This window comes from Acidovorax facilis (genome assembly GCF_023913775.1).
GTDB classification, from domain to species: Bacteria; Pseudomonadota; Gammaproteobacteria; order Burkholderiales; family Burkholderiaceae_C; genus Acidovorax; species Acidovorax facilis.
The window spans coordinates 1-17,207 of sequence record NZ_JAMXAX010000073.1; the positions used below are offsets into that span (position 1 = coordinate 1).

Consider the following 17,207-nt stretch of genomic DNA (forward strand, 5'->3'; position numbering starts at 1 on the left):
AGCGCTATGTGCAAGGCTCGTGGGTCAACCTGCGCGAGTCGGCTCAATCCCAGGCCCGCATCGTCGCCCAAGTACCCGCCAACACCGTGCTGCAACAGCTCACCGAGCGCGACGGCTGGTGTGCAGTGCTCTATGCGGGCGACGCGCGGCTGGGTCCCCCGTTGCCCGAGCCATTGCAAGCCCACATCGCCTGCAACCTGCTGGCCGACCAGCCCCTCACCCTGGCCCAGGCGGGCAAGGATGCGGCCCGCGCCTTTTGGGTGGCACCGTCACCCAACCGCCTGCGCGCCTACGGCAACGCTCTGCCGCGTCCGCCAGCCCTGCAGCTGCCCGCGCTGGTCAAGAGCCACGCGCATGAAATGCCGGTGCAGTACCCCATGCGTCCTGAATGGGAGGCCGCCAAAAAGCTCATGCGCGCTGGCGTGGTGCTGCGGCCCGAGCAGGAGATCGACCGGGGCCGCCCCGTCAACCCGCTGGACGACCTGAAGCTGGCCACCCGTGCCGTGGACCACATTCCCGCCGTGACCCCTTTGGCCGCCAAGCCGACCTTGCCGACGATTGCCCCGTCGTACTTTCGCAGCCACACCAGCGTGGCCCTGCTGCATGAGACCGATGCCGACGGCCTGGCTGCCGTGGCGGGCGCCCGCATCAGCGTAATTCCTACCGGGGCGCCCGTGGGCCGGTTCAACCGCCACAATGGGCCTGAAATCGAATACATCACCGGCTTCTGGGACGTGGGCGCTGCCGACCAGGCCTTTGCCCCTGCGCTGAACCTCTATGCCATTACCCACCAGGGCCTGGTGGGGGCCCACACCGTGCGCCAGCGCTATTGGGACATCAGCAACGAAGACCATTACTGCGGCGGCCACTACCCCGGCCGCGGGTTCAACGACCCTGGCGAAGAAGCCCAGCCCGTACGCGGCTACGCTAGGCTGTCCGACAGTGCCGAGGTGCTGACCCGCCTGGTGCTGCCCGGAAAGCTGCCGCCTGACGCGGTGAAGGTGAAGACCCGGCGATACGCCACGAGCTGGATGCAGCCCGCCGACCCGCCCATCCGGGACAAGCCCCAGCGCAAGACCACTGCCGTGCTGGTGCACGAGATCGACCTGGACCGCGATGGCATCGCAGACATCCTGCGCATCGACACCCCTTCGCCCGGCGGCATGAGCTTCGAGCCGATCTTTGAATGGCGCTGGTACCTCAATATCGGCGGCCAGTGGTTCCGGGCGGGGCACTGGGTGGATCAGGAGTGCACCTGATGGGCTCAGGCTGAGGGTCTGCCCATGCTCAAGGGGATACGCCGTCGTCGTAGGTGTTGCAGTTGAACCCGTTGAGCAGGGCCAGCGAAGGGACTACAAAGCGCTTTTCTTTGCTGACCTTGACGCGGCCCTTGACCCGTTCGTAGGTGATGAATTTGCCGGTTAGGTAGTTGACGCTGCTGCGGCCGTATTCCTTGCCTTGAACCTCCCAGACGTTTTCCTTGCCGATCAGTTCAAAGTCGCCACGCCGTGGGCTGAAGCGGAACTGCAAGGTGGTGGTGGCTGATACATCGCCTTCCGCCTTGTCCACAGCGGTCACCCACAGCGACGTGCCCTTGGCTTCGAGGTTGTAGAACTTTTGCGCCATGCAGTAACTGGAAGAGGCAGAAAGCGGTGTGTATGCGCCGCCCGCTTTGCCCGCCAGAACTACAAGGCGTATTTCCATCGGCCGGTCCACAGGCCCGTCAACTTCGTTGAGGATCAAAGCGAGGTCCTGCACGCCATCGCCGTTCCAATTGCCCGCGGTGGAAGTCCATTCGACGAATGTCTGGTTCGGGAACAGTGCAGCTACTGCTGCTTTCGCAGTGGCAAATTCCTGCGGTTGTGCGACGGCTGCAGCCGCCATGGCCAGCAAGGCGACGGTGGTCGAAATGCGGTGGGTGATATGCATGGGGCGCCTTCTGGACTCTCTGACTGTATGCAGTGGGGATTGTGTCAGCGCAACGGTCAGCGTTGGCTGCCCGGTTGCCGCAGCAACGCCCCCAACACCAGCGCCTCGGCCACCACTTCCAGCCCCTCTTCCAGCGTGGTCAGCAGCGCTGGCAGCTCGGGCAGACTGCGCCAGCGCGCTTGCACTTCGGGCCATTGGTCCACACCAATCGCCAGCCAGCCCACGGCCAGGCCCGCCCACAGCAGGGCGCGGGTGCCGGTGTGCAGCAAGGCGCGGTGCAGCCAGGCCATGGTGAACAGGCCCACCGCCGCCACGGCCAGCATGGGGGCTTCGCGCACGGGGCTCCAGCGGCAGGCGTCCGTCCACTCATGGCAACGGAACTTCCACAGCTCGTGCAGCATGAACTGTTCGTCCAGCGCCAGCACGAAAAACGCGAGCGCCAGCCAGGCGCCCAGCAGCCGGGGCAGGGCGCGGTCACCAACCATCCGCAGGGCCGTGACGCTGAGCGCCAGCAGCAGTGCACCCGACAACCACGCGGCGGGCGATTGGTCGGAGCGGAAGGCGCGCTCCCAGTTCGGTGCCAGGGACCAGGCCCCCAGCAGCAAGAAGCCCACCACCGCGCCGAGCAGCGCCGGAACCACCCAGGGGAGGGGCGGTGGCGCGGTGCCCGGAGAGGGCGTGGAAACCTGGCGGTGTGAGGGCATGGCGGGCTTGAAGAGCGGCAGGGCTGCTGTGCCTGGGCGGCCCCTGGATTGTGAGTCAAAAGTGGCCTCTGCGCTCGATGGGTATGCATTGTATGCTATAAAAAATATAGCGCACCGGATCGAGCCACTGGGACTGGTCATGCAAGGTGAATGGCTCCAGAATCCGGCATCTCCCTGCCCATCCGGTATGTCCCTCCCCATCGACCCCTCCCGCAACGCGCTTCCGCCCGTGGCCCAGTTTCTGGCCGAGGCGGCGCTGCAGCGGCAGAGCGCACTGCTGGGGCTGGACAAACCCACGCCTGCGCCCGCACCGCTGCCCACGGCCGACCCGAGCGTGCCGCCGCCCACAACCACCTCGCCCAGCCCCCCCGCTGGGCCTTTGCCCGCACCGGCCGACAAGGCCGGCATTTCAGCCCAGGCGCGCGAGCAGTTGGGTGCGGGTTTTGACCCACGGCGCGAAGTAGCGGGCCATGCTGCCGCTTCAGGGGTGAAGGCGGGACCTGCGCCGCGTGGGCCGTTAACGCTGCTGGCGCCGCCCCCACTTCCCGTGGGGGCGCCAACGTCGGCACCCGCCGTGTCCACCCCTTCGGCGGCATCGTTGTCAGGCGTTGACTGGCCTGCCACGGGGCTGGGTGCGCCGCTGCTGCGATTGGTGAGCACGCTCGTGGCGCAGGTCACGGCCCAGGCCGGGGTGCCGCAGCGCGTAGTGGCCGCGCAGCCCTGGCCCATCGGCATGGCGCAGGCGCTGGAGAGTGGGGCGCTGGATGCCGACCAGCCGCCGCTGCAGACCTGGCTGGTACGTCAGGGGGTGGTGTTGACACCCGAGGGGCCGCGCGGGCTGGCGCTGACCTTGCGTGCACCGGTGCCATGGCTGGCGACGCAGGCGTCGCCAGCGACCGGTGCAGCCGCAGCACAGGCCAGCGCAAACGCCAGTGCTGCAGGCGCCGCGCTGCAGGTGCCGTTTGCCGGGGGCGGCCAGCCGCTGCAGTCGGGCGTGATGGCTTTGGTGTTGCAGGGCATGGACGCCGCCGCACCGCGCACCAGTGCGCTGCTGGTGCTGGACTTGCAGCCGCAGTTGGCCGCCACGGTGTACGGCCGCGACATGCTCCAGCAGGCCACGGGCCGTCTGGACCCGTGGACGCAGATGGCCGTGCTGCAGGCCAGCGGCCAGGTGCCGCGTGAGGATGAGCGTGCGCGCAATGGCGCATCCGGCCTGTGCGAAACGGTGGGCTGTCCCTATGCCGCGCGGGCTGAATGTGTGCAGCCGTTTTGCCTGGCAATGCGCGGCGTGCTGCCGCCCGAACCGGTGGGCCCGGCGTCCAGCGCTTGATGGCAATACGGGGCGCCAATCAAGCTCTTTGCACACCGGTCATTTGCAAGCAGTGGCCTGTGTGAGGTCAAATCCAGCCCAACCCCCTTGTTTGGTGAATCGAACGGAGAATCCTGGCCATGCGCGTGCTTCCCCTCTCCCCGTCCAATGCCTCTTTCCCCGTCGGTTTCGTCCCGTTGGGCGGCACTCCGAAGGACTGCGAGGATTGCGGCAAGGCCGTGGGGCTGGGGTTTCAGTTTGACTACGCGTACCAGCCCATCGTGGACGTGGAGCGCCGTGTGGTCTTTGCGCACGAAGCACTGGTGAGGGGGCCGGGTGGCGAGGGCGCGATGACCGTGCTGGCGCAGGTCAACGACCACAACCGCTACCGCTTTGACCAGGCCTGCCGGGTCAAAGCCATCAAAGGCGCAGCAGAGCTGGGGATGGCGCAGCCGGTGTCGATCAACTTTCTGCCCAATGCGATCTACAAACCTGAGGTGTGCATCCGCACGACCCTGGAGGCTGCCAGGGCGAACGGTTTTCCGCTCTCTCAGATCATCTTTGAGGTGACCGAGGGCGAGCGCATTGAGGACGGCCCCTGGTTTGCCCAGATCCTGCGCGAGTACAAGCGCTGCGGTTTCCAGACCGCCATTGACGACTTCGGTGCAGGCTATGCGGGCATGAAGCTGCTGTCGGATTTTCAGCCCGACATCATCAAGATCGACATGGACCTGATCCGCAACGTGGATGCCAACCGCGCCCGCCAGGCCATCGTGCGCAGTCTGGTGCGGCTGTGCGAGGAAATGAACATCAAGGTCGTCGCCGAAGGCATCGAGACACCGGCCGAGCGTGACTTTCTGTTCGATGTGGGGATACACCTGATGCAGGGTTATCTGTTTGCCAAGCCGGCTTTTCGTTCGGTGGCCACGGTAGACGCTTCGGCGTACGGCAGCGCATCGCGCTGAACGCCCTCAGGCGGTTCACGCCGTCACCACGCGGTTTCGCCCGGATTTCTTGGCGGCGTACAGCGCTGCGTCCGCCCGTGCAAAGAGGCTGCACGCGCTCTCTGCATCCCGCAAGCTGGCCGCACCAATGCTGATGGTGGTGGGCTGGCTCAGCCAGCCCGCCTGGGCCACCGCTACACGCATGCGCTGGGCAACTTCGTGGGCGCCCTGTGCATCGGTGTGGGGCAGGATCACGGCAAACTCCTCGCCGCCCACCCGGGCCACGATGTCGATGATCCTGACGCAGCCACTAAGCACCTGCGCGATGGACCGCAGCACCTTGTCGCCAGCCTCGTGGCCGAAGTTGTCGTTGATCTGCTTGAAATGGTCCACGTCCAGCATGAGCAGGCTCAGGGGCGACTGCGTGCGCTCCACCACGGCCAGTTCCAGCTCCAGGCTGTCGTCAAATGCGCGCCGGTTGCGCAGGCCGGTGAGCGGGTCGGTCCGGGCCAGCTCGTTGAGCGCCAGGTTCAGTGCGTCCACCTTCTGGATTTGTTCGACCAGCTGCTGGTTGAGCACCTCGGCGTCGCGCAATGCCCGGCGCAGCCGGATCTCGCGCATCGTGGAGTGGGCCAGTTCGACCAGGATTTCGATGTCCTTTTCCGTCCACTGCTTGGCCTTGAAATCCACTGCACAAAAGCTGCCCAGAACCTCGCCCGCTTCGGTTTTCAGGGGGATGCCTGCGTAGGCGCGCACCCCGAGCGACGCCACGGTGGGCACATCGCGGAACACGGGCAATTGCGTGGCATCTTCCAGCACCAGGGGCCCGTCAGACACCATGGAGTAGTGGCAGAACGTCCGCCCGGTGAGCTGTCGCAGCGTGCTCAACGGCTCGCCCATGCCAAATGTGCTTTTGTAGAAGTCGCGGTGCGCGTCGAGCAACGAGATGAAGGTGACTGGAGCGCCAGTGATCGTGGAGGCCAGGCGGGTCAATCGGTCAAAGCTCTCTTCGGCGATGCTGTCGAGCAAGCCGGTTTCGCGCACCGCAGCCAACCGCAGCGTGTCGGTGAGCGCCGCCTGTATCCGGGCGTCGTCGGCAGGCAGGGGAGGCGGCAATTCCGTCATGGGTGTCGTACCGGGTACCGAGTTGAGCTACCGAAAGTTACACGATCCCCTCTGGCTGCGGTGCACTTGCGCGCAAAGACCCTCCACCCATGCCCCATCCCGGGTATTCGAAGTCCGTTTGAAGTCCCTTCGGGCGGATTCGGCGATGGGTTTTGAGGGGTTTTTTCCGAGCGGGCCACCGTGCAAGGCCAGCGCTGACACACTCGGCGTTTTGGAGACACACATGTTGATACAACTGATCTACGCGAGCCGGTCTTCGCGTGTGCTGGGGCCCGCAGACGTCAAGGACATTTTGGGGGCCTCGCAGCGCAACAACACCCGCGCCGGGATCACGGGCGCCCTGTGCCTGAACAACGGCATCTTTCTGCAACTGCTCGAAGGTGACCGGGCTGCCGTCAACGCGCTGTACCACCGCTTGCTGAAAGACGGCCGCCACCGCGACACGGCGGTCCTGGACATGAGCGAAATTCCTTGCCGGCGCTTCACCGGCTGGTCGATGGGGCTGATTGCGTCACTCGAATCCAATCGCCAGCTGTTCCTGAAATACTCGGGGACTGCAGATTTCGATCCCTACAGCATGTCTGCAGTCACCTTGCGCAGTTTCTTCGACGAGATTCTGCAGAACGTACGCTGGCTGGAATGACCTGGCGACCCACGGCCCGCAACAGGCCGTGTAGGGCGGGGCGATTGCCGGGGCTCAGTGCCTGCCACTGCGCTCCAGTATGTCTGCGTGGCGTGAACGGGTGATCGGATAGGCCACCAGCAGCGGAATGGCCAGCACCAGGCACACCGCCGGCAGTATGCCCGTCATCAGCGTGATGCCCTGCAGCGCCGTGGCGGACTGCGCCACGTTGGGCACATAGCCCGTCACGTCCAGCATGCCAGCCACCAGCACGGTGGCCAGCGTGCGTGCCAGCTTGTCCATCAGGCCGTACAGGCCGTAGTACATGCCGGTCTTGCGTTCGCCCGTTTGCATGTGGCCGTGGTCGATGGTGTCGGGCACCATGGCAAAAGGCACGATCCAGTGGGCTCCCATGCCGATACCGACCACCACCAAAATGGCGGTGACCAAGCGCTGGTCACCCGGACCCACCCAGTACAGCGCCACCAGCCCGGCCGCGCAGAACACCAGGCCCAGGATGTAGGCCAGGTTCTTTTCCCAGCGGTCTACCACGCGCTTCCACATGAACAACGAGAGGCCCACCACGCCCAGCAGGGTGCCCATGAAGCGCGGCAGGTCGCCCTTGTCGCCCTGCAGCTGGTAGATCACGAAATACGCGAGCGAGGCCTGCACGAGCGTGAGGCCCAGGCGCACCAGCGTTGCAGCGCCCATCAGCATCAGGAAGGGGCGGTTGTGCAGCGTGGTCCGCAAGGTCTCGTGCACCGACTCCCACATTGCGGGGGTATCGGCATCCACAGGCCGCACCGCCTGTTCCGCCACACTTTCTGCCGGTTCGCGCACGCGCCAGGCCACCACGGCGACGGCTACGCCCGCGACCAGCCCGAAACACGAGCCCGCCAGCGCATAGCCCGTGCGTGCGTCCGGGGCTGCGCGCACCAGCATGGGCATGAAAACGCTGCCCGCAAAAAAACCCAGCAGGGCGCCCATTGATGCATAGGCCGTGAGGCTGGTGCGCTCGTCGTAGTCGCGGGTCATGTTGGCAGCCATGGCCTGGTAGGGCAGCTGCACCAGGGTCATGAGCGTGTCGAACACGGTGTAGGTCAGGGCGATCCACAGGAACGCGGCCCACGGGCTGAGGCCAGGGGGCACCAGCCACACCGCTGCTGCAGCGATGGCGAGCGGAGCCGCACCATAGATCAGATAGACCCGGTGGCGGCCAAGGCGCGAGCGGGTGCGGTCGGTCATCCAGCCAAACAGCGGGTCGTTGATGGTGTCCCATACCTTGCCCACCAGCAGCGCCGCGCCGGCCACGGCAGGCGCCACCAGGGCGACGTCGGTGTAGAAGATCATGAGCATGAAGTTCATGGCGGCAATTTGCATCTGCAGGCCGACATTGCCGGTGGCATAGCCCAGCTTGGTGCCCAGCGAGAGCTGGGTGGCGGGGCCCGTCATGGATGCGCGGCCGAAAGAGACGCCGTCGGGCTCCCTGTGGTGGGAGCATGGGCCACGCGGGCCGGGGCGGCCTCCAGCATCAGGCGCACCTCGCGGCGCAGCATCTTGTTGAGGAAGCTGCGCGGGATCTCTTCGACGATGCGTACATCGTCCGGCTGGTGGTCGGCGGGCAGCTTGTGCGCCAGATACTGGGCAAGGTCGTGCTCCAGCGCTTGCCAGTCATGCCCGGTGCGCCAGCTCTGGCGCAGGCTCAGCACCAGCACAGCACGGGCACCGTGCTGCACCAGGCAGGCCTCCTTGACGGCGGGGTGGGTGTGCGCCACCTCTTCCACCTCGCGGGGGTTCAGCCACTGCCCGTGGCGCAATACGCGGTCGGCGCTGCGGCCCAGCACATGCAGGTAGCCAGCCGCGTCGAAATAGCCCACATCGCCCATCACCACCCAGCCGTCGCGCAGCGTCTCCTGGGTTTTTTCGGGGTCGAGCCAATAGCCGTCAAAACGCACCGGCGTCAACACGGTGATGAGGCCCATCTGGCCCAACGGCAGGGGCGCAAACTGTTCGTCGCGGATGACCACCTGCACCCCGGGCATCACCCGGCCCACGGTGGAGAGGATGTCATTGCCCAGTGGCTGGCCCTGCGCGTCCACATGCTGGTGAGGCAGCAGCCAGGTGATGGGCGGCAGCGCCTCCAGGCAGCCGTAACCTTGCTGGAAGATCGGCCCGAAACGGCGGATGGCCTCGGCAATCTTGGGCGCCGGCATCATCTCGGAGCCATAGGGCACGTGCGTAAGGGACGAGAGGTCGTACTGGCCCAGCGTGGGCTCGTCGAGCAGGTCGATGATGGCCGAGGGCGACAAAAAGGCGCGGGAGACGCGGTGCTTCTGGATCAACGCGGCCAGCGTGGCGGCGCTGAAGTCTTCGGGCATCACGAGCGTGGCGCCCGCCAGCAGGGTGGGCAGCACCAGGCCCGAGCCAGGGCCGGTGAGGGGCAGGCCCAGCATGTTCACGTCCTGGCGGCTGGCGGGGGGGCGGAAATCGATGGACTTGGAGATCAGCCGCACGCTGTCGAGGTACTTGCGGTTGCTGTAGCCGATGGACTTGGGCAGCCCCGTGGTGCCCGAGGTCATGTGCAGCGCAAAGATATCGTCTTCGTGCAGCGCGGCCGTGCCGGGGGCAGGCGCATGCTGCGCCAGTGCCTGCTCGTAGTCTTCTCCCAGCGCCAGCAGGTGTATCCCTGGCAGTTGTTCGCGCACGGCCTGGAGGATGGGCGCGCTCAGCAGCGGGTCGTGGATGAGCACCGCCGGCCGGACGCGGACCATGGTGGCCAGCGCCGCATCGGCCGGCAGGTGTTTGTGAAAGCTCGCGAAGATGGTGCCGTTCTCGAACGTGGCGAGCCGGGCTTCGTACTGTTCACCGGTCTCGGGCAGCAGGGTGAACACGACGTCGCCCTTCTTCACGCCCTGCGCCTGCATCCAGGCCTGCAGCCGCTGCACGCGCTCTTGCAGCTGTGCGTAGGTGAGGGTGCCACGCCGGTCGATGAGCGCGGGTTTGTGGGCATGGCGTCGGTACGCCAGGCGCGCCACCGACCGCGCCGTGCGCAGGCGGCTGAGCAGAAAGCGCACCACCAGGCTGCGCAGGGATGGAAAGGCCACGGAAGTCTCCGAGAGAAGGCATGGCCAGCCAGTCTTTCATGTGCGCAGGTTGCAAGCCGCCACAATTTGTATGTGCACGTATCTTGTTGTTGCTGGCACGGCTGTGCGGTCGGTTTGGACCAGCCAGCGGCACATGGCATCCCGGCACCGTCGCTGCGGCGCCACAGCGCCACAGCGCATGTGTGCCAACACGGAGAAAAGCAAAAAACCGCCAGGACCGGATCGCGGCGCTGGCGGTTTTGAAAGGGACTTGCCACCTGGATGGGCGTGGCCTTTGCGGGGCGCGCAGCCCTCACACCAGTGCACCCGTGGAACTGGCTCCGCCAGGCCACCGGGTGCGTCCCCCTCGGGGGAAGCGGCGCAGCCTCTCAGGGGGCTTACGGGTACAGTCCGCGCATTTCGCGCGCATGGAGAATGCGCTGGCAGGCCACGATGAAGGTGGCGGTGCGCAGGCTCACCTTGTGCTCTTGCGCCACTTGCCAGATGCCCGCAAAGGCCTCCTGCATGATGCGCACCAGGCGAGCGTTGATCTCGTCTTCGCTCCAAAAGAAGCTGGAAAAATCCTGCACCCATTCAAAATAGCTCACCGTCACACCGCCCGCGTTGGCGATCACGTCGGGCAGCACCAGCACGCCCTTGTCGTGCAGGATGTCATCGGCCTCGGTGGTCGTGGGGCCGTTGGCGCCTTCAATCACGAGCTTGGCCTTGATCTGGCCAGCGTTGTCCTTGGTGATCTGGCCTTCCAGCGCTGCAGGGATCAGGATCTCGCAGTCCACGCCCCAGAACTCCTCGGCCTTCATCACATCGGCACCCGCAAAGCCGCCCACGCCGCCACGGGTCTTCACATGCGCCAGCAGCGCGGGCACATCGAGGCCCTTGCTGTTGAAGATGGTGCCGGTGTGATCTTGCACAGCCACCACCTTGGCGCCTGCTTCGGCGAACAGCTTGGCCGCAATGCCGCCCACGTTGCCAAAGCCTTGGACTGCGATGCGGGCACCTTCCAGCGCCAGGCCGGTCAGCTTGGCGGCTTCCACGCCCACGGTGTACACGCCGCGGCCGGTGGCTTCGACGCGGCCCAGCGAGCCGCCCAGGTCCACGGGCTTGCCGGTCACCACGCCGGTGGCGGTGGCGCCGGTGTTCATCGAATACGTGTCCATCATCCAGGCCATGATCTGGCCGTTGGTGTTCACGTCGGGTGCGGGGATGTCTTTGGACGGGCCGATCAACAGGCCGATCTCGCTGGTGTAGCGGCGCGTCAGGCGCTCCAGTTCACCCATCGAGAGCTTCTTGGGGTCCACGCGGATACCGCCCTTGGCGCCGCCGTAGGGCACGTTCACCGCAGCGTTCTTCACCGACATCCAGGCCGACAGGGCCATCACTTCCGACAGCGTCACGTCCTGGTGAAAACGCACGCCGCCCTTGCCGGGGCCCCGGCTCAGGTTGTGCTGCACGCGATAGCCTTCGTAGTGGGCGATGGTGCCGTTGTCCAGCTCGATCGGCACGTCCACGATCAGGATGCGCTTGGGACGCTTGAGGGTTTCCACCCAACGCGCCAGGCTGCCCAGGTAGGGGGTGACGCGGTCTACCTGCTGCAGGTAGTTGCCCCAGGGGCCGAGGTGGTCGGCCTGCAGGTACGAGGGCAGGGGGTGGGATTGTGCGGCAGGGGCGCCGACGGGTTGCGACATGGTGAATTCCTTGTGGGATCAGTTCAGGCTGCGAAGCTTATGCCTGCCGCTGCACCCTGTCTAAGGCCGTAGTGTTTTGGTGCTATGCAATTAATGCATAACCACGGGAAAACACCGCCCAATGCGGCACTGCAACAAAAATGTGGCCAGTGAAAACGCCGAGAAGGCAGCGTGCTGCACTGCCGCACGAGCGGTCATTTCACCGTGAAGCCGGCCAGCGCGGGGTCGCCAGCCGGGTAGCGGAGGTCCAGCTTCTGCAGCACCTCGCGCAGCACCGTGGCGATCATCAGGTTGCGGTGCGTCTTGGAGTTGGCGGGCACGATGGTCCAGGGCGCCCAGGGCGTGTGGGTGGCAGCCAGCAGGGTGCCATAGGCATCTTGGTACTGCGCCCACTGCTTGCGCACTTCAATGTCGCCCATGCTGAACTTCCAGTGTTTGGCCGGGTCATCCAGGCGCTCTTGCAGCCGCTCGCGCTGCTCGTCAAACCCGATGTGCAGCAGAAACTTGAGCACGATGGTGCCCGTCTCGCTGAGCATGCGTTCAAAGTCGTTGATGTGCGCCAGACGCTGCTGGTGCCGCTCAGGCGTGATCCAGCCGTTGACCACGGGCACCAGCACGTCCTCGTAGTGGCTGCGGTTGAACACGGTGATGTCGCCCGCCTGCGGTACCTGCTGGTGGATGCGCCAGAGGTAGTCGTGTGCGCGCTCGGTTTCGGTGGGGGCCTTCCAGCCCACGGCGTGTACGCCCAGGGCGCTCATGCGGCCAAACACGCCACGGATGGTGCCGTCCTTGCCCGAGGTGTCGGTACCTTGCAGCACCACGAGCAGCTTGTAGCGCTTGTCGGCGTAGAACAGGTTCTGCAGCCCGTCCAGTTCCACCGCCAGGTCTTCGACGGCTGCCTTGTCCTGGGCCTTGTCACCCAGCGAGAAGGGCTTGGCGCCGGGGTCGAAGTCCTTCAGCGCCGCATTTTTGCCACCGGGCTGCCACGGGCGCAGGCGTTGCAGGAGGGGCGACGGGTTGTTGTCAAAAGGCGAGGGCATGGCGGGGCTCCGGGCAGTGCGGCGCGATGCGCCGGGAATTTCAACAGGCCCTCAAAGATACTCGCTGTGCGCCGGTGCCTGCTGCCACTGGTCGTGCAGCCCGTCCACCCGCACGATGGCCAGGCGCGCAAGGTCTTCGTCGGTCAGGCCATTGATGCAGCCCACGTTCACGCCGTACATCTCGCCCATCGGAGTGTCGGTGCCGTGGCCGAACACGCGCACGCCGCAGTGGCGGCAGAAGTAGTGGTGGTTCTTGTGGGTGCCGAAGGTGTACCGCGTGAGGTCGCCTTCGCCCCGGGTGATGCGAAAGCCCCCGGGCAGTGCCACGGCAGGCCAGAAGCGCGTGCGGCGGCAGATGCTGCAGTTGCAGCGGTAGGTGGGCTGTGCCAGGTTCAGCGTGGCCTCGACTTCGACGGCGCCGCAGTGGCAGGTAGCGGTGTAGGTTGATGGCATGGGGATCGCTCCTTGGGCCCAGAGGGGGTGGGCCGGTCAGGATGATCGCAAACTCTGGCTGCGTCGGCATCGTTCGCCTGGAGGATGCTGGCAGGTGTGGTCTCCCCCTGCTTCACTAGCGCAAGTGGTCTTCAGCCCTTTGCCATGCGGTAGGCCAGCGGCGTCTGCCCCGTGGCCTGTTGAAAAGCGCGGTGCAGGCCCGCCTCGCTGGCAAAGCCCAGGTTCTCTGCAATGCGCTTGAGCGGCAGGGGTGTGTCGCACAGGGCCTCGCTCACCTGCCGCAGCTTGATGCGCCGCATCCAGTGCGCGGCAGAAAGCCCCGTGTGCGCCTGCACCCGCCGCGCCAGCGTGCGGGGCGACAGGCCCAGCGCCTCGGCCAGTGCGGGCAGGCGCAGTGCGGTGGCGGGGCAACGCTGCACCCAGAGCATCGCGCGCCGCAGTTCGGCGTCGGCCACTGCCATGAGGTCGTGCCCGGCAAACGCCGGGTGGGTGGTGCGCGGGCGGGGCAGCATCAGCAGCGACTGCAGATCTGCCAGGGCTTCAGCGTCCAGCCGCGTTGCCAGCGCGTGCAGCATCAGCGGCAGGTAGCCGTTGGCGCCTGCCGCGGTGGTGATGGGGCCGTCTTCCACCAAAGGTTCGTCAAAGCGCCAGTGCACCGCGCCAAACTGCTGCTGCAGCGGGTCACGCAGCCACCAGGTGGCCGTGGCGCTGCGCCCGCGCATCCGGCCGCTGGCCGCAGCCAGCGCCACGCCTGCGCAATAGCTCCACACCTGGGTGCGGCGGGGCAGTGCCCGCAGCGCCGCGATGGCGGGTGCGATGTGCTGTTGCTGCTGCGGCGCCTGCAGCCCGTCGGGCGAAGACAGCCACAGGCCTGGCACCAGCACCGCGTCCACCTCGGCCTGCGCCAGGGCCACGCTGGGCGTGAGGGCGGGGCCTTGCCAGATGGGCAGGGGCTGCAGGTCTGCGCCGGCCCAGCAGGTGGTGATGACCGGGCGCTGCGCGCGCAGGTTGGCGGCGCGGGCCATGTCGGCGGTAGCGAAGAGGCCAGCGGGCATGCAACCGGGGTACAGCAGCAGTGCCAGGCGCAGGGGTGGTGCAGGTGGAGTGGCGGTGCGGCGCATGGTGGCAAGGTGTTGTGGCTTGAAATGGATAGAAATTGTCAAACCAGGCCATTCTCCCCGGGCGCCCGATTTTGAACAATCCACTGCATACCCACTGGCTTCGGAGCCCACACCATGCAGATCACCCAATTGCGCAACGCCACCGTGCTTCTTGAGTTCCAATCCCAGGGCCGCCCCGTGGGCCTGCTGGTAGACCCCATGCTCGCACCCCGAGGCAGCTTGCCCGCGCTGCGCTATCTGGGCACGGGCCGCCAGCGCAATCCCATCGTGGACCTGCCAGAGGGCACGGACGCGCTGCTGCAGCGTGTGACCCACGCCCTCATCACGCACTGCCAACGCGGCCATTTCGACCACCTGGACCGCGCAGGCAAGCGCTTTCTGCGCGAACGGCAGATTCCGGTGATTTGCATGCCACGCGATGCCGACTACCTAGCGCAGCGGGGCCTGCTGGTGTGGCCGCTGGCGGGGCAAGGGCGCCAGCCGTTGGCGCTGGGCGGCCATGTCACGCCGATCCCGTGTGTGCACGGTACCGGCTGGGTGGGCCGCTTCATGGAGCACGGCCACGGCTACCTGCTGGAGCTGCCGGGCGAGCCCAGCGTTTACCTGGCGGGCGACACCATGCTCACGTCCACGGTGCGCGACTGCCTGGCGCGCCTGCAGCCTGAGGTGTCCGTGTTGCCTGCGGGCGGGGCCCGGTTCGATGTGGGGGCAGAAATCCTCATGGACGCAGCCGACATGGCCGAAGCCGCACAGCTTGCCCACGGCACGCTGGTGGTGAACCACCTGCAGGCGCTGGACCACTGCCCCACCACGCGCGCAGCCGTGCGCCAGCGGGCGGTGGATGGCGGCTGGGCAGACCGCCTGTGGGTGCCGGAGGACGGTGAAAGCAGAGACTTTCCTTGTCGTGCAGCCATTGATTGCTACTAAATGAATAGCTGCTAGCGCTTATTGGATAAGCGCTAGAACCCTATTTGGCTCAAAAAGCCACCTGCACCCCCGCCACCACCTGCCCCCCCAGACCGGGGACCACGGTGAGCGCGCCCCACGAGGCCGTGTAGTACGTCTTGTTGAACAGGTTGTGCACGTCCAGCGTCAGGCGCGTGCGCTTGTCGATCTGCCAGTAGCCGGTGATGCGCGCCGTGGTGTAGGCGGGCAGCCGGTAAGTGTCGGTGGCGGTGCCCGTGCGTTCGCCCACATGCACCAGGCCGCCGCCCACGCCGTAGCGGCCGCCCCAGTGTGCCTGGTCTTCGCGGATGGCAAACAGCCCCGCGCTCACGCGCGGCACGTTTAGCAGGCGCTTGCCCAGCAGGGCGGTGTTGTTGTCGCGGGTCACCTCGGTGTCGGTGTAGGCGAAGTTGGCGGTCATGCGCCAGTGGGCGTCGATCTGCCCGGCCACATCCAGCTCCAGGCCCCGGCTTTGCACCTCGCCCGCCGCAATGCTGAAGTTGGCGTTGGTGGGGCTGCGCGTGAGCACATTGGTTTTGCGGATATCGAACAGCGCCACGCTCGCGTTCAGGCGCTGGTCGGCCGACTGCCACTTGGCGCCCAGCTCCAGCGCCTGGCCCTTTTGCGGGTCGAACGCCTTGCCGCTTTCATCGGTGCCTGCGTTGGGGCGGAACGAGCGCCCGGCCGATGCGTAGACCGAGGTGTTGGGGTTGACCAGGTAGGTGAGCCCGATGCGCGGCGTGGCGGCCGAATGCTCCTGCTCTTGGCGGGTGGCGGCCAGGCGGTTTTCGCTGTCCTGGTGAAAGCGGTCAAAGCGCACGCCGGCCAGCAGTTTCCACTTCGCGCTCAGGTCGATCTGGTCCTGCACAAATACGCCCGTGGCGCGGGTGCGGTCCACCAGGTCAAAACCCGGCGTGAGGTTGCCCACGGGCTGGTTGTAGACCGGGTTGTAGATGTCGATGGCAAACGGCTGGCTGGCCAGGCTGGAATAGCGGATGTCCTGCGCCGCAGTGAGCCGCCAGGTCTCCACACCTGCCAGCACGGTGTGGCTGAAGCCGCCCGCTTGCAGCTTGCCTTCGACTTCGCCCTGCAGCGATGCATCGCGCGCTGGCAGGCTGCGCCAGCTGTCGCGGCGCGTCAGGGTACGGCCGTCGGCGGCCAGGGTGCCGGTCAGGTCCACGGCGGCGCCATACAGGTCCGTCTCGCGGTAGGACGCCCCCACGCGCGTGCGCCAGCCCTGGCCCAGGTCGTGGTCCAGCGTCACCTGGTGCGTGTCGCCGTTCACGTGCAGGTTGGGGCGGCTCGGGTCGCCCAGGTAGCGGTCGGACGGCAGCGCGCCCACGTTGCCGCGCACCTGCACGATGCCCCGGTCCAGCGGGGTGCGGATGCGGATGAACTCCGCCTCGTAGTTCAGCACCGTGTTGGCGCCCAGGTTCCAGGTGAGGGACGGGGCCACCACCAGCTTGCGGTTGTCCACCAGCGCGGTGCGGCTCGCACCATCCTCAGCCGCCACGTTCAGGCGGTAGGCAACGTCGGTGCCCAGCGGGCCGGTGGTGTCGAGCGTGGCACGGCGGTAGCCATGCCCGCCCACCTGCACACCCGCCTTGTGCGCGGGAGTGAACTGCGGCTTTTTGGTGACGATGTTGAGCGTGCCGCCCGGCTCGCTGCTGCCATACAACGCGGCCGCCGGGCCTTTGAGAAATTCAATGCGCTCGACCGAGCTCACGTCGCGCTGCGGGCCATAGCCCCGGTTGGAGGCAAAGCCGTTGAGCAGCTGGCCGCCGTCGGTGTTGCTGAAGCCACGGATCGCATAGTTGTCCCAGGTGCCGCCAAAGTCGTTCAGGCGGGTGATGCCGCTCACATAGTCCACGGTGTCGGCCAGGCGCGTGGCGCCCAGGTCTTCCATCAGCTGCTGGGGCACCACGCGCACGGACTGCGGGGTTTCGATCAGCGGCGTGTCGGTGCGTGTGGCTGCGGTGTTGCGCTGCGCGCCCTGGTAGCCGGTGGTGGCGCTGCTGTCACGCACCTGCACTTCCGACAGGGCTGGGCTGGTGGGGACGGTGTCGGTCGGTGGAGCCGATGAAACAGGGGGTGCTGTCTGGGCCATGGCGGCGCTGGCGGTAAAGGCGCACAGCGCCAGGGTGGCGCGGGCCGTAGCAGTCTGCCGGGCGGGCCGGGGAATCGAGGGATGCATGGTGCAGATCGGTAGAGAGAAAACGGCGGGGC

The 17,207-nt window shown here is 66.6% G+C and carries 15 protein-coding genes; 5 read left to right on the plus strand and 10 right to left on the minus strand.

Going from position 1 to position 17,207, the window contains the following annotated elements; genetic code table 11:
- Positions 1-1,259 (plus strand): SH3 domain-containing protein (locus NFX52_RS18535; protein WP_252635773.1); only part of this gene is annotated, 1,259 nt, incomplete at its 5' end.
- 28 nt (positions 1,260-1,287) lie between these two features.
- On the opposite strand, the gene NFX52_RS18540 is transcribed toward NFX52_RS18535, so the two are convergent.
- Both NFX52_RS18540 and NFX52_RS18545 read right to left on the minus strand, forming a co-directional pair.
- A complete protein-coding gene (locus NFX52_RS18540) occupies positions 1,288-1,929 on the minus strand; it encodes a hypothetical protein (RefSeq protein WP_055398786.1) in 642 nt (213 codons plus the stop codon).
- Between the two features lie 56 nt (positions 1,930-1,985).
- Complete coding sequence (locus NFX52_RS18545; RefSeq protein ID WP_055398784.1) at positions 1,986-2,633, minus strand: DUF8692 domain-containing protein; 648 nt, start codon at positions 2,631-2,633, stop codon at positions 1,986-1,988.
- Positions 2,634-2,820: 187 nt separating this feature from the next.
- Between NFX52_RS18545 and NFX52_RS18550 the strand changes: the two genes are divergently transcribed.
- Together NFX52_RS18550 and NFX52_RS18555 are read left to right on the plus strand one after the other, a co-directional pair.
- Positions 2,821-3,963, plus strand: a complete 1,143-nt coding sequence (locus NFX52_RS18550) for a hypothetical protein (RefSeq protein WP_252635774.1) — start codon at positions 2,821-2,823, stop codon at positions 3,961-3,963.
- Positions 3,964-4,082: 119 nt separating this feature from the next.
- Positions 4,083-4,907, plus strand: a complete 825-nt coding sequence (locus NFX52_RS18555) for an EAL domain-containing protein (protein WP_055398780.1) — start codon at positions 4,083-4,085, stop codon at positions 4,905-4,907.
- Positions 4,908-4,922: 15 nt separating this feature from the next.
- On the opposite strand, the gene NFX52_RS18560 is transcribed toward NFX52_RS18555, so the two are convergent.
- Entirely contained in the window at positions 4,923-6,011 is a 1,089-nt protein-coding gene (locus NFX52_RS18560; protein WP_055398778.1) for a sensor domain-containing diguanylate cyclase, read from the minus strand.
- Positions 6,012-6,234: 223 nt separating this feature from the next.
- Here NFX52_RS18560 and NFX52_RS18565 point away from each other — a divergent pair, with 223 nt between their 5' ends.
- Positions 6,235-6,654, plus strand: a complete 420-nt coding sequence (locus NFX52_RS18565) for a BLUF domain-containing protein (protein ID WP_055398776.1) — start codon at positions 6,235-6,237, stop codon at positions 6,652-6,654.
- 54 nt (positions 6,655-6,708) lie between these two features.
- Here NFX52_RS18565 and NFX52_RS18570 read toward each other — a convergent pair whose 3' ends face one another.
- From NFX52_RS18570 to NFX52_RS18595, 6 genes are all read right to left on the minus strand, one after another.
- Positions 6,709-8,085, minus strand: a complete 1,377-nt coding sequence (locus NFX52_RS18570; protein WP_055398774.1) for an MFS transporter — start codon at positions 8,083-8,085, stop codon at positions 6,709-6,711.
- The gene (locus tag NFX52_RS18575; protein ID WP_055398772.1) at positions 8,082-9,737 is read right to left on the minus strand and encodes a class I adenylate-forming enzyme family protein; all 1,656 of its coding nucleotides are present in this window, start codon (positions 9,735-9,737) and stop codon (positions 8,082-8,084) included. Before NFX52_RS18575 ends, NFX52_RS18570 begins: the two co-directional genes overlap by 4 nt.
- A 377-nt stretch (positions 9,738-10,114) precedes the next feature.
- Positions 10,115-11,422, minus strand: coding sequence for a Glu/Leu/Phe/Val family dehydrogenase (locus NFX52_RS18580; protein WP_055398770.1), 1,308 nt, complete (start codon positions 11,420-11,422; stop codon positions 10,115-10,117).
- Positions 11,423-11,616: 194 nt separating this feature from the next.
- Positions 11,617-12,462, minus strand: coding sequence for a PPK2 family polyphosphate kinase (locus NFX52_RS18585; protein WP_055398768.1), 846 nt, complete (start codon positions 12,460-12,462; stop codon positions 11,617-11,619).
- A gap of 51 nt (positions 12,463-12,513) precedes the next feature.
- Entirely contained in the window at positions 12,514-12,915 is a 402-nt protein-coding gene (locus NFX52_RS18590) for a GFA family protein (RefSeq protein WP_055398766.1), read from the minus strand.
- 131 nt (positions 12,916-13,046) lie between these two features.
- Complete coding sequence (locus NFX52_RS18595; protein ID WP_055398764.1) at positions 13,047-14,036, minus strand: GlxA family transcriptional regulator; 990 nt, start codon at positions 14,034-14,036, stop codon at positions 13,047-13,049.
- A 114-nt stretch (positions 14,037-14,150) separates the two neighbouring features.
- Between NFX52_RS18595 and NFX52_RS18600 the strand changes: the two genes are divergently transcribed.
- A complete protein-coding gene (locus tag NFX52_RS18600; protein WP_055398762.1) occupies positions 14,151-14,963 on the plus strand; it encodes an MBL fold metallo-hydrolase in 813 nt (270 codons plus the stop codon).
- A gap of 49 nt (positions 14,964-15,012) precedes the next feature.
- Here NFX52_RS18600 and NFX52_RS18605 read toward each other — a convergent pair whose 3' ends face one another.
- Complete coding sequence (locus tag NFX52_RS18605) at positions 15,013-17,175, minus strand: TonB-dependent siderophore receptor (protein WP_055398760.1); 2,163 nt, start codon at positions 17,173-17,175, stop codon at positions 15,013-15,015.
- Between the last annotated feature and the right edge of the window lie 32 nt (positions 17,176-17,207).